Consider the following 13,007-nt stretch of genomic DNA (forward strand, 5'->3'; position numbering starts at 1 on the left):
TCGCCAGCATCTATGACAGCCAAACACGCATGGCTGACAACAGCTGGTCCAGCTTCATCGGCTTGCTGATATAATCATTCGCTCCCGCATCAAGGCATTTTTCACGGTCGCCCTTCATTGCCTTCGCTGTCAGTGCAATGATCGGCAGGTCCTTATTATTTTCATTCCTGCGGATTTGTCTGATCGCTTCATATCCGTCCATGACCGGCATCATGATATCCATCAGGATGATATCGACCCGATCGATTTCCTTCATCTTCTCAAGACAATCTTCCCCATTAACAGTCGTAACCACATTCATGCCCTCTTTTTTCAGGACATTCTTCAAGGTGAAAATATTGCGGTGATCATCGTCCGCAATCACAACGGTTTTACCCGTAAGGACTGTCGTTTCCCCGACAATGATTTCTTCTTCCGCTTGTGGCGGATCTGGTAAAAGCGGCGCAGGTTCTGCTGTGCTCTCCAAGGATGCTGCCACCTGATCGTGCACTTCGAAACCGGCCATGGAAGGATAGCCATCCGGCAGGTTAGGGAGGATGAGCGTGAAGATGCTGCCCTCGCCTTCCTTGCTTTCCACCTTGCAGACTCCACCAAGAAGGAGCGCAAATTCTCTTGAAATCGACAGGCCGAGCCCGGTGCCGCCATACTTCCTCATCGTCGCGCCGTCCACCTGCTGGAATGCTTCAAAAATCATCCGCTGCTTATCTTTCGGAATACCGATTCCCGAATCCGTCACCGAGAATTTCACCCACGCATCAGACTGCCCTTTAAGCGGACAGCCAATCGTTTCCTTCGCATTCGCTTTCTCGATTTTTACGGAGACAGAACCTTTTTCCGTAAACTTGAAGGCATTGGATAGCAGGTTCTTCAAAATCTGCTGCAGCCTTTGTTCATCGGTATAGATAATTGGCGTTACGTCATCAGCCTTTTCAACGGTAAAATCAATCTTCTTATTCTTCGCAGCCTGTGCGAATTGGCGTTCAATTCGCTCCGTAAACTCATCAAGGAACACCTCTTCGAAGCTCACTTCCAGCTTCCCGGCCTCGACCTTCGACAAGTCAAGGATGTCATTGATCAAGTTCAGCAGATCCTGCCCTGAAGAATGGATGACTTTCGAGAATTCCTTTTGTTCCTCTGAAAGACCATGCTCTTCATCATCAAGCAGCATCTCGGAAAGGAGCAGGATACTGTTCAATGGTGTCCGCAGTTCATGGGACATATTAGCGAGGAACTCAGATTTATAGGTCGAACTCTGTTCAAGCTCTCTTGCTTTCTGTTCCAGATCTTCCTTTGCCGCCTGCAATTCTTCGGATTTCAGCTCCGCATCGCGTGAACGTTCCTCCAGCTGCTCATTCGTCATCCGCAGCTCCTCAGTCTGCATTTGCAATTCTTCTGACTGTGCCTGCAGTTCCTCGGATTGGGATTGCAGTTCCTCGGATTGCGCCTGCAGCTCTTCCGTCTGGGCTTGGGACTCAAGCAACAAGCGCTCCACTTCCATCCGGCCAATGATATTGGCAAGTCCAATTCCCAGCGTTTCAATGACATTTTCAAGAAGCTTCAGGCTGGCTGGACTGAACCCGGAAAGGCTCGCAACTTCCACCACCGCAATCACTTCATCCTTCAGCATGACAGGGGCCATGACGATGCTCTTCGGCGCTGCATCACCCAGTCCTGTAGAAATTGTCCTGTAGTCAGCAGGAATGTCATTCAGCACAACACTGCGTTTTTCCTCCGCACACTGGCCAATCATCCCTTCGCCGTAAATAAAACCATCACGCCCAGCTTCATCAGCAAAAGAGGCAATCTTTTTAAAATACGGCTCTCCAGCGGTTTCATCTTTCAGGTAAAAAGCGCCAAGGTTTCCGTTCATGACTGGCGTCAGCTTTTTCATGAAGTTTTCTGCTAGAGACGACACGGCCACTTCCCTGCTGTAAAGCTTCACTACCTCGACAGAGTTGGATTGAATCCAGTTCTGTTCCTGCATTTCTTCATTATATTTCTTTTCCTTCTCAGTAAGCTTTTCGATGGAAACGGCCATCGAATTATAGGCTCGGGCAATCTCGCCAAACTCACCCTTTATGTCACCGTCCATTCGGGGAATCGAAGACAAATCATTGAAATCGACCTTCTTGATCGACTCTGTAAAGGAGTGGACCGTGCCAACCGTATCCCGGATGACCCAGAGCATTACACCAGTGATCAGGACGATGGCCAGGATGACCATTCCAATCAGGCCTTTGACCAGATTATTATAGGTCTCGTTTGCATCCTTCATTGCCCCGTTCATCAATTCTTCCTGAAAATCTTTGAACTCCTCGATTTTCTCAAATAATACATTCCTTGTCCCCAGCTCACTCTGATAGAGGCCGCGTACTTCGGCCTGGCTTGCTCCATTCGCGATCAGCCCATTGATCCTGTTTTCCACCCCAGCATATTCGCGGTATGCATCCTGGACTTCAGCAACAAGCACCTTTGATTTATTCCGGTTCAGGATCGTTTCCAGCTCTACAAGCGTCTGGGCAATATCCATCTGGTCACGGGAAGCATTTCCTTCCTCTATTGTCGACCCTTCTTCTTCCCCGTACTCCGTGATTAACTCAACAAGGTTGCGGTCCCTCTGATAAAGCTCCTTCCTGATTTCCATAACCGTGCTCACTTTTGTATAGCGATCTTCCACGATCTCAAGCAGGTTTTCCCTGATTGAATTCATCATCGCCAGAATGGTAAACAATAAGATGAACAAGAATAACACCGTCAGCCCCAAGCCGACATATTGCTTCTTTTTAAAGCCCATCTTCTCCCCCGCTTTCACTCGAATTCTGTACTTCTATCAATATAACAAAAACCCTGTCACATAGCTATTTACAAGCTATTATTGGCGAACATTGGGAGGAAAACACCAGAGGGTGCCGGAAAGGCTTTGCTTTTAATGAAGAAAAAGCATGAAGTTTTTGTAGTAGTTTCAGAAAAGAGAAGGATTTTCACAACGAAAAAACCGAGTATAAAACCTGATGGTTTCATACTCGGCTTGGAATCACGATCACGAAGAAACTTTTATTCTGGCAAACTCTTCTGCCGGTACCGGCCTGCTGAAATGATAGCCTTGCGCTTCATTGCATCGATGCTGTCTGAGCAGCTTCAGCTGGCTCGCTGTTTCAACACCTTCCGCGATGACCGATAGTCCAAGGTTATGCGCCATCAGGATAATCGTCGTGGCGATGTTTTCATCACTTTTATTTTCCGCGATATCCCTGACGAAGCAGCGGTCAATTTTCAGATGGTCGATTGGGAATCTTTTCAGGTAGCTGAGCGAACTGTAGCCAGTCCCGAAATCGTCAATGGAAATACCGACTCCAAGCTTCTTCAATTCCCTCAGGATGACGCTCGCCTTTTCCACGTCCATCGTCATGCTTTCGGTAATTTCAATCGTTAGGAAGCAGGGCTCGATTCTGGCTAGCTCAATCGCTTCCCGGATCATCGCGAGCAGGTTAGGCTGGTAAAATTGGCGGATGGATAAATTCACCGACATGGTTAGATTCTCCAATCCGTTCTCGTGCCAATCCTTGAGCTGCAGCAACGCCGTTTTCAGCACCCACTCACCAATCGGAATGATCAGGCCTGTTTCTTCAGCAATCGGGATGAATTGATCTGGCGGTACCTTGCCGACCCTTTCATTTTCCCAGCGAATGAGCGCTTCCGCTCCTTTGATCTCATTTTTGCATAGGTTCACAATCGGCTGATAATGGAGCACGAATTCTTCCCGTTCGAGTGCTTTTCGCAGCTCATTTTCGATTTGCATTTCCTCATATGCTTTTGCATCCAGCATCACGTCATAGACCTGGAAGTTATTCCGCCCTTGCTTCTTAGCCTGGTACATGGCCACATCTGCTGTCCGGAGCAGCATCTCCACATCCTCACCATCTTCCGGGTAAAAACTCATGCCTATGCTTGTTGAGATAAAAATGTCCGTTCCGTCAATCACAATGGGCTCCTCTAACACTTCTAAGATGACTCGGGCTATGTCTTGAGCTTTTTCTTTCGTTGTATGCTCCAGCAAAATGGTGAACTCATCGCCCCCCTGTCTTGAGAACAAGGCACCTTCACCAAGAATCTCCTTGAATTTTTCAGAGACTTTAACCAACAGCCGGTCACCTATCGAATGACCAAGGGAATCATTCACAAACTTGAAACGGTCAAGGTCAAGGAACATCAGGCAAAGTTTTTCCCCATCCTCCACCTTTGTCCCGGCAATCGCCTGCTTAGCCCTTTCATCAAAAAAGCGGCGATTAGGCAGATTCGTGAGGGCGTCATGATAGGCCATAAAATCAATTTTCTTTTTGGCATGATAATGCTGGATGACCAGACTGGTCAGATTCGTCGCTTGCTCAATGATCACCCTGTCATTTTCCAGCGGAGAACTCACACGACAGTAGTAAATGCTTAACGTGCCAATCACCTTGTGGTCATCGTCGAAAACTGGCGAGGACCAGCAGGCTTTTAAATTATGGGAAAGCTCGAGGCCGCGATAATCCTCCCATAATGGATCATCCTCTGTATCGGTGACCACCACGGATTCTTTTATGAAGGCAGCCCTTCCGCATGAGCCAACATTTTCGCCAATTTGAATTCCATCGACGGCTTTGTTATATGCTGGGGGCAAATTGGGAGACGAGCCGTGTATCAGCCGCTTCCCCTCCTGGTCGGCAAGCAGGATCGAACAATGCGCACCGTTCGTGAAGCTCTCTATGAAAAAAACAATTTCATCCAGCACTTCCTGAAAAGAGGCTCCTTTCGCCATCATTTTCAGGATGCGGTTCTTCCCGCTCAACATGGCTTCAAGTCTTTTATTTTCCGAAATATCCTGGGCACACCCCACCACACCGAGGATTTCATTGCCAACCTTGATCGGCACAACTGTCAGCAGCAAATTCACTTGCTCTCCAGTTTCTTTTCTTATGATAACCGTTTCAAACCTCTCCCGCTCCCCCCTGAGTACACGCTTGAAATGCCCGATTGTCTCTTCAAGGAAATCCTCATGGACAATCGAAACGAAGTTCATTCCCAGTGCAGAATCGAGCGGGTATCCGGTGATTTCTACGGCCGCTTCATTGAATAAAATGAAATTCCCATCTATATCAAGGGCATAGCAGGCATCATGGTTAAAATTGAATAATGATTGATAAACCTCAAAAAGAGAGCTGCTATTTAAATCTGGCTGCATGAAAATCACCGTCCTTTTTAAAAATCAGAAGTATATACATGTCCTTGTATATATATCGACAATCCCTGACTATGGTTACACTGGTATTTGTTTACAAATAGTGTTTCCATGCATAAAAAGCCCTTAATCAAGGGCTTTTTCTTGAAACTTTCTTAATTTTTGAACCTGATCCTTTTCAGGGAGAGCGGATATCGCTCCTTTACCGGCAGCCGTAAGTGCTCCGCTGGCATTAGCAAAACGAAGAATTTGGAGATGTTTCTCCTTAAGAACTTCAATCAGATTATCTGGATTTGCACCCGCTTCAAGCAGCTTATAAAGGAATCCGCCGATAAAGGCATCTCCAGCACCAGTGGTGTCCTGGACATCGACCTTGTAGCCGTATGACTCCCATTTCGCATCCTTCACATACAAATCAGCACCCGCTGCGCCTCATTATTTCATCGCAACGATGAAACCGATAGAAGAATTCCACAAGGAAGGCGATGATTACCCATTTTTAAGCGGGGAGGACTATAAAAAGGAATTTCCGCTCTCTCTTCCGTATGTTTATGAGTTCAGTGGGGAAGATGTGGAGTTCCTGGGTTTCCTCGATGGCTTCATGGAGTATGGTGATGTCGTCGAGCACTATATCTATGAAGAAGGAAAATGGGGAAGGGCATTGTCTTCCAACCATCCAGAAGAAGCGAGGACACGTCATAACGTTCACATCCTTAATTTTTGCGGTCGGGAAACGAGGAAAAGCAGGTGCTGTTCCTGGTTTATAGCGAGGTTTTTATTTTTATAGCGAGTTTTCTATTTTTATAGCGACTTTTTCGTTTTTATAGCGAGTTTTAAATTTTTATAGCGACTTTTTCATCTTTATAGCGAATTGGAAATTCCCCCGCTTTTTTTCCAGTTAAAAATGCAGCGAGAACCTTTTCAGGCGACCGCTGCACTTTTTCTAGATGCAGTTCTACTCATACCTCAAGGATTCGATCGGATCGAGTCTTGATGCTTTATTGGCTGGCAGCAGTCCGAAGACGACGCCGATGATCATCGAGAACAGCATGGCTCCGGTGACGACTTGCCATGATACAAGCGATGGCCAGCCGGCAAAATAGGAAATCAATGATGCCGAACCCCAGCCGAGCAGGATGCCGAGTACGCCGCCGATCAGCGTCAGCGTGACGGATTCGATCAGGAACTGGGTCATGATTTGCGACCTGGTTGCGCCAAGCGCTTTCCTGATACCGATTTCCCTCGTTCGCTCCGTGACGGAGACGAGCATGATATTCATGACGCCGATTCCGCCGACAAACAGGGAAATCCCGGCGATGCTGCCGATGATCAGGGTCATCACCTTGGTGATTTTGCCGATTCCTTCAGCCATTTCCTCCATGTTGATGACCATATAGGAATCTTCTGTATTATGCATCTTGTTCAAAAGGTCGGCCGCCTTTTTCCCGGCGATCTGCAGTTCGTCAGCGGAAGCCGCCTGAAGGGTGACCTGGTTAAATTCGCTTTTGCCGTAAATGACCTGCCAGGTTTTTGTCGGTACGTATACTTGCATTGCTCCGAACGCGAACAGACCAGTTGGCTTTTCCAGAACGCCGACGATTTCAATCGGCTGGACACCTATCCGAATCACTTTACCGATCGGTGATTCGCCGCCGAACAATTCCTCCTGCATCGAGTAACTGACAATCCCGACCCTTCTGCCGCCGAGAAAATCAGCTGATGAGAAGCTCCTGCCTTTTTCCGTCTTGATGTCGTTCATTTCAAAAAAGGCTGCACTCACTCCTGTTGTCGAGGCGTCCACTGCTTCTTCCTTATATGAAGCTTTTGAAAGCTGAGAGCTCGACGCTACTACCTGCTTGATCTCCGGTATTTTTTCCAGGGCACGGATATCTTCCTGCTCAAAAGGCGCTTCATTGAAGATATTCGGATTAGCCTGGATTTCTTCATCTGACGGCTGATAAAACAGCTCAATTGTGTTGCCCGGTCCGGTCAGCTGCGTTTTCAGCATCGCTTCGCCTCCCTGGCCGATGGCAACGACGATGATGACCGCCTCGACACCGATGATGATGCCGATCATCGTTAAAATCGACCTCATCTTATGCGCCTTCAGGGAACCGAGGGCCATCCGCAGATTCTCCATCATGTTCATGATCGCACTCCCCTTCCGGCTGGTGTGGAAGAGACGATCAGCCCATCCCTGACCATGATGATCCGCTGCGCATATTCCGCGACTTCCGCTTCGTGGGTGACGAGGACGATCGTCGAGCCTTCCTCATTCAAGCCGGTGAACAGCTCCATGATCGTCTCGCTCGTTTTCGTATCCAGCGCGCCAGTCGGTTCATCAGCGAGGATGATCTTCGGCTCATTCACGATCGCCCTGGCAATGGCGACACGCTGCTTTTGCCCGCCGGACAGGGCGTTCGGCAGATGATCCATCCTGTCGCCAAGCCCAACCTTTTCAAGTGCAGCCCTCGCCCTTTCCAGCCGCTCCTTTTTCGCAATGCCGCTGTAAATCATCGGAAGCTCGACATTCTGGACTGCCGTCAGCCTCGGCAGGAGATGGAACTGCTGGAACACGAACCCGATCGATTGGTTCCTTACCTTCGCGAGCTCCGTATCCAAATAGCGCGAGACATTTTCACCGGCAAGCTCATATTCTCCGGCAGTCGGTTTATCAAGGCAGCCGATGATGTTCATCAAAGTCGATTTCCCCGAACCAGAGGGACCCATGATGGCCACACATTCTCCCGCTTCGATACTTAAATCTATTCCTTTTAAAACTTCAATCGTTTCCCTGCCGACTTCAAACGATTTTGTAATCTGTTTCAGTTCGATCATTCTACTTCCACTTCCATTCCATCCTTCAGCTTGTCGGATGGATTGACAATGACCTGATCTTCCTTGCTCAAACCGCTGACGACTTCCATTTTGCTGCCGAAAGCGATCCCTGTCTCGATTTCCTGCTTGTGGCTTTTCCCCTCTTTTAAAAGGAACACATAAGCTGTATCCTTGTCAGTCAGGACGGCTTCCGCAGGTACGGTGAGTGCCTTTTTCCGCTCGGTCTCAATTTCCATGATCAGCTGGAAGCCCGGCTTCAGCTCCATGCCCCTGGCTTTTACCTTGATTGGATATTGTGCGGCAGTATTCTCGCCCATCACGGCAGTCTGAGACTCTTCTGGAAAAATCGCCACCTCATCGACAACGCCTTTCCACTCCTGATCTGGCAGCACATCGGAACGGAGCACGACCTTCTGCCCTTCTTTTACCTTCATGCTGTCAAACTCGGATAAATTACCGGAAGCGCCTTTTGTCTCCAGATTCCCGATATGGATCACCGGCTTCACTGCTGCAGCCGGGTCCGCCGTATTCTCCTCATTCACCTGGAGGACAACGCCATCCATTGAACTCTTAATCTCTAAATCTTGCAGTCGCGCTTCTGCATCCTTCTGTTGAAGCAGCACCTGTCGGAGGTCGATATTTGCCAGCCTTTTTTCCGAATCAAGCTGGTCGATTTCCGCCTCGGTCTGGTCTTTTGCTGCCTTTTTCCCTATTTGTTTGCTAAGCTCAGACTCTTTCTCCCGGACATCTTTTATCTTTTTATCCAGCTGGTTGATCCTCAGATACCCTGATTCGGCCTGAAGTTTCACCCGCTCCAGCTCAAGAGTCAAGGCACTGGCATCATACTTCGCCAACACATCGCCTTTTTTGACACTTTCGCCAGCTTTGACCAGGATTTTCTCCAGCTTCCCTTTTTCCGGGGATGCGTAGACTTTCTGTTCTTCCTCGAGGATGACAGTTCCCGGAATCATGATTTCATCCGCAATTTCTTCCTGTGCCGGGTTCTCCACCTTCACTTCCTGCCCTTTCGCAAAGGCCTGCCTGTATATGCTCACTCCTGCCATCAGCACAACCAGGCTGGCGACACCAATGGCAATCCAGATTTTCTTATTCATTTACACACCCATGACATCGGAAAACATGGTTCCAAGAATCGCAAAGCCGATGCCAATCAGGAAGAACACGATGGCAATGCCCCATGCCCAGCCTTTCGACAGACCCGCAACGCGATGGAGGCCAATGGCAGTCAAGATCGTTTGCCAGATGGAGAATACCTCGATCGATCCAAGAACACCAGCCTTTTCGCTGTTCACCAGACCCGCGAGACTCGTAATGAAAACTTCAGGATTTCCGCCAATAGCCGCCTTCAGCGCCATATTCAGCACAAGTCCGACAGCACCAATGATCATAATGTGCGTATTCATGGAAAATAGCTGTTTGAACTTTACATCAGACCCGGCAATCTTCGTAAAAATCAGGTAAATCGCACTCGAGATCAGCACGACAAACACCGGCGTCAGGATTCCCGTCACCGCAACAGACACCTTTGAAAAAGCCATCACCATCGCAATTTCTTCCTCACTCATATCATCCAGCCCCAGATAAGAAGCATCCATCGATAAGGTCATCAAATACATGCCAATCGCGTACACAATACTCACTACAATCAACGGAACCCAAATCCTCGGGTTTTGACGGATCCGGTCAAACTGCTCACCAGGACTCCAGAACATTTTGATTAATCTCGGTTTCTCCAATTTGCTGTTCACTTCTTGTTCCATACAATACACTCCCATTCTTTTTAAGCCTTTCGCCTTATCTTTTACGAGATTGATATGTAAAAAGTTTCAAAATTAATCAGATTTTAGGTAAATTTTGGAGGGTTACATTTTTGAATGTTGCCCTTATCCTGGTGATTCCTTCTTTATAAGGGTATCTTTTTGCCTTAAAGGTGCCCTTATGGTGGCGGATCTGCTCTCATAAGGGTATCTTTCCGCTTTAATGGTACCCTTATGGTGGCGGTTCCTCCCTCATAAGGGTATCTTTCCGCTTTAATGGTACCCTTATGATGGCGAATCCTCCCTCATAAGGGTATCTTTCCGCTTTAATGGTACCCTTATGATGGCGAATCCTCCCTCATAAGGGTATCTTTCTTCCATAAAGGTGCCCTTATGGTGGGGGGTTCTTCTCTATAAGGGTATCTTTCCGCCTGAATGGTACCCTTTTGGCACTGGTTCCTCCCTCATAAGGGTATCTTACTGCCTGAATGGTGCCCTTATAGTGGCGGTCCTTCTCTCAAAAGGGTATCTTTTTGCCTAAATGGTGCCCTTTTGGCGTGGGTTCTCCTTTTAAAAGGGTATCTTTCCCGCTCCCCTGAATCCTCCCTACTAGACAAAAAAACGGCAGAAGCCCGATTGTACCGGATTTTCCGCCGTTTTAAGCTTTCTCGATGGTTCTTAACAGGTTTTCATTTCTTCTCTAGCAGCGTCCTCCGAAACAACAACGCCACAATCTCCGTAAGAGACAGTAGGCAAACAGGAGAACCACGATTAACCCAATGATACCTACAATTGTATTTACAATAGCAGCAAACGCCGCGCCAAGTACAGCGAGGACTGCAGCGACCAACCCAAAAGTAGATAACAGGATCAACCCTACGCCCACCAGGACTGCAAGAAACAAATCGAACACGCTGCATGCAGCATGAACACCGTTACTCATATGCTTCACCTCCAAACCTTTGTTCATCTTCATCATATGCGTGTACCAGACTGCTTGTTTATTTTTGAAGAAAAAAGAGGCGATTATCATAGCTATTTATGTCTTACACCCATATTTCCATCTATGCTTAAAGTGGTTTATGATGGAAGCAACCAGTACGAATAGGAGAATGGTAATGGAAAAACAGTCTACAAGCTTAAAGCCTTTTTTATCATTGATACGATCAACGAATCTTCCGAAGGCGGCGCTTTATACGGGGATGGGTGCCAGTGTCATCACGACTCTGGCGGGCCTGGTTGTTCCGCTTCTGACGAAGAACCTTGTTGATGGTTTTTCTGTGGAAGCGATCAGCCTTCCGCTTATCCTCGCGATTGGAGCGGCGTTTATCGTTCAAGCCTTGATCAGCGGGATTTCGATCTACCTGCTTAGCTACGTCGGGCAAAAAGTGGTGGCCCGGTTGCGGGAGCGGATGTGGTCGAAGCTGATCCGGATGCCGGTGCGTTATTTTGACAAGCAATCGAGCGGTGAAACGGTCAGCCGGATTGTCAATGACACCAGTATTGTCAAAGAGTTGATCACGAACCACTTCCCGAATTTCGCGACGGGCATCATCTCGATCATTGGTGCTGTCGTGATTCTCCTTGTGATGGATTGGAAAATGACTTTGCTGATGCTCATTTCAGTTCCGCTGACGCTTGCCATCATGATCCCGCTTGGCAGGAAAATGGCCAAAATCGCGCGGGGCTTGCAGGATGAGACCGCTGTTTTCTCCGGCCATATCACCCAGACACTAGGGGAGATTCGCCTCATGAAGGCTTCGACTGCTGAAAAAATTGAAGAAGAGAACGGTTTTAACGGAATCGGGAAACTGTTCAACTATGGTCTGAAGGAAGCGAGGATTTTCGCCTTGATCGGTCCGATCATGCAGCTGATGATCATGGTCGTCATCGTCATCATCATCGCCTATGGCGGCATGCGCGTGGTGAACGGGACGATGACGACAGGTGCGCTTATCGCCTTCCTGCTTTACTTGTTCCAGATCATCATGCCGATCACTTCGTTCGCGATGTTCTTTACTCAGCTGCAAAAAGCGAAAGGGGCGACTGAACGGATCATCCAGATCCTCGATCAGCCTCTGGAGGAAAATGCTGAGGGTGTTGAAATGGATATCAGCAATAAGCCGATCACGATTGAACAGGTTTCTTTTGCTTATAGTGAAGAGGAACCCGTCATTGAGAGAGTTTCGCTGGAAGCGCAGCCCGGGCAGATGGTCGCCTTTGTAGGACCGAGCGGGGGCGGCAAGACGACGATGTTTGGCCTGATTGAGCGGTTTTATGAGCCAACCCGAGGAGAAATCAGGATTGGTGATACGAATATCCAGCAGCTTTCGCTGAATTCCTGGCGAAGCCAAATCGGCTATGTCTCCCAGGAAAGCGCGATGATGGCGGGAACGATTCGTGAAAACCTGTATTATGGGCTGGAAAATGGAGAGCAAATTCCCGATGAACTGTTGTGGGAAGTGGCGAAAATGGCCTATGCCGATCAGTTCATTGCAGAATTCCCGAAAGGGCTTGATACCGAAGTCGGCGAACGGGGCGTCAAGCTGTCCGGCGGCCAAAGACAGCGGATTGCGATTGCCCGCGCCTTCCTCCGCGACCCGAAAATCCTGATGATGGACGAAGCGACCGCCAGCCTCGACAGCCAGTCAGAGGGCATTGTCCAGCAGGCACTTACCCGGCTGATGGAAGGCCGGACGACATTCGTCATCGCCCACAGACTTTCCACCATCGTCAATGCTGACAAGATTGTTTTTATCGAAAAAGGACGGGTGACCGGAATGGGTACACACCAGGAATTGATCCAGACGCATGACTTATATCGAGAATTCGCCGAGCAGCAGCTGGCGTAAGAAGAAAAAGCGCAAGCGCCTTGTTCAGCCCCGACAAGCGCTGGAGGGCCTGGCAGTGAAGTCGTTCTTTGACTTCATTGACAGGACCGAAGCGTCTCGAGGAGTTAGGAGCCGCAGCTAGACAAGCATCTCGAGGGGCTAGGCGCTGGAGCTGGATTAAGACACCCATATGCAGTTATCCACACAAAAATGCTTTTATCATTTCCTGGTGTATGAAATACTGATTTCAGACACAAAAAAAGTCCCATGACTATGCTACGATTGAGATACTTAACCAAGTTTACTCAATCACCCACCCAACCAAAGGAGGTCATAGTCCAT

8 protein-coding genes and 1 pseudogene are annotated in these 13,007 nt (G+C 48.4%); 2 read left to right on the forward strand and 7 right to left on the reverse strand.

Annotation, left to right across the window (positions count from 1 at the left end):
- Positions 1–10: 10 nt before the first annotated feature.
- The 3 genes and pseudogenes from ACNAZ4_RS11225 to ACNAZ4_RS11235 all read right to left on the reverse strand — a co-directional run.
- Positions 11–2,794 carry a response regulator gene (locus ACNAZ4_RS11225; RefSeq protein WP_415814475.1) on the reverse strand — a complete coding sequence of 928 codons (2,784 nt, stop codon included), beginning with the start codon at positions 2,792–2,794 and terminating at the stop codon, positions 11–13.
- A 246-nt stretch (positions 2,795–3,040) separates the two neighbouring features.
- A complete protein-coding gene (locus ACNAZ4_RS11230) occupies positions 3,041–5,221 on the reverse strand; it encodes an EAL domain-containing protein (RefSeq protein ID WP_415814476.1) in 2,181 nt (726 codons plus the stop codon).
- A gap of 123 nt (positions 5,222–5,344) precedes the next feature.
- A pseudogene (locus ACNAZ4_RS11235) lies at positions 5,345–5,638 on the reverse strand (PfkB family carbohydrate kinase); the annotation flags it as partial.
- Between the two features lie 31 nt (positions 5,639–5,669).
- On the opposite strand from ACNAZ4_RS11235, the gene ACNAZ4_RS11240 reads away from it, so the two are divergent.
- The gene (locus tag ACNAZ4_RS11240; protein WP_415814477.1) at positions 5,670–6,005 is read left to right on the forward strand and encodes a hypothetical protein; all 336 of its coding nucleotides are present in this window, start codon (positions 5,670–5,672) and stop codon (positions 6,003–6,005) included.
- 168 nt (positions 6,006–6,173) lie between these two features.
- Here ACNAZ4_RS11240 and ACNAZ4_RS11245 read toward each other — a convergent pair whose 3' ends face one another.
- Genes ACNAZ4_RS11245 through yknW form a run of 4 tightly spaced genes read right to left on the reverse strand, consistent with a single transcriptional unit; the run spans position 6,174 to position 9,837 of the window.
- Positions 6,174–7,367 carry an ABC transporter permease gene (locus tag ACNAZ4_RS11245; protein WP_415814479.1) on the reverse strand — a complete coding sequence of 398 codons (1,194 nt, stop codon included), beginning with the start codon at positions 7,365–7,367 and terminating at the stop codon, positions 6,174–6,176.
- Positions 7,364–8,056 (reverse strand): ABC transporter ATP-binding protein, encoded by a 693-nt coding sequence (locus ACNAZ4_RS11250; protein ID WP_415814481.1) that lies wholly within the window; start codon positions 8,054–8,056, stop codon positions 7,364–7,366. Before ACNAZ4_RS11250 ends, ACNAZ4_RS11245 begins: the two co-directional genes overlap by 4 nt.
- Entirely contained in the window at positions 8,053–9,171 is a 1,119-nt protein-coding gene (locus tag ACNAZ4_RS11255; RefSeq protein WP_415814482.1) for an efflux RND transporter periplasmic adaptor subunit, read from the reverse strand. The genes ACNAZ4_RS11250 and ACNAZ4_RS11255 overlap by 4 nt, the downstream gene beginning before the upstream one ends.
- Entirely contained in the window at positions 9,172–9,837 is a 666-nt protein-coding gene (gene yknW / locus ACNAZ4_RS11260; protein ID WP_415814483.1) for a YknW family membrane protein, read from the reverse strand.
- Between the two features lie 1,115 nt (positions 9,838–10,952).
- Between yknW and ACNAZ4_RS11265 the strand changes: the two genes are divergently transcribed.
- Positions 10,953–12,686 carry an ABC transporter ATP-binding protein gene (locus tag ACNAZ4_RS11265; RefSeq protein ID WP_415814484.1) on the forward strand — a complete coding sequence of 578 codons (1,734 nt, stop codon included), beginning with the start codon at positions 10,953–10,955 and terminating at the stop codon, positions 12,684–12,686.
- Positions 12,687–13,007 lie beyond the last annotated feature (321 nt).

Source organism: Mesobacillus thioparans, from assembly GCF_965138835.1.
In the GTDB taxonomy this organism is placed as follows: domain Bacteria; phylum Bacillota; class Bacilli; order Bacillales; family Cytobacillaceae; genus Mesobacillus; species Mesobacillus thioparans.

Excerpts from the sequence above, each read along its gene's own strand:
- ACNAZ4_RS11250 (WP_415814481.1), bottom strand. The coding sequence starts at position 8,056 with ATGATCGAACTGAAACAGATTACAAAATCGTTTGAAGTCGGCAGGGAA.
- ACNAZ4_RS11245 (WP_415814479.1), bottom strand. The coding sequence starts at position 7,367 with ATGAACATGATGGAGAATCTGCGGATGGCCCTCGGTTCCCTGAAGGCG.
- ACNAZ4_RS11230 (WP_415814476.1), bottom strand. The coding sequence starts at position 5,221 with ATGCAGCCAGATTTAAATAGCAGCTCTCTTTTTGAGGTTTATCAATCA.
- yknW (WP_415814483.1), bottom strand. The coding sequence starts at position 9,837 with ATGGAACAAGAAGTGAACAGCAAATTGGAGAAACCGAGATTAATCAAA.
- ACNAZ4_RS11240 (WP_415814477.1), top strand. The coding sequence starts at position 5,670 with ATGAAACCGATAGAAGAATTCCACAAGGAAGGCGATGATTACCCATTT.
- ACNAZ4_RS11225 (WP_415814475.1), bottom strand. The coding sequence starts at position 2,794 with ATGGGCTTTAAAAAGAAGCAATATGTCGGCTTGGGGCTGACGGTGTTA.
- ACNAZ4_RS11255 (WP_415814482.1), bottom strand. The coding sequence starts at position 9,171 with ATGAATAAGAAAATCTGGATTGCCATTGGTGTCGCCAGCCTGGTTGTG.
- ACNAZ4_RS11265 (WP_415814484.1), top strand. The coding sequence starts at position 10,953 with ATGGAAAAACAGTCTACAAGCTTAAAGCCTTTTTTATCATTGATACGA.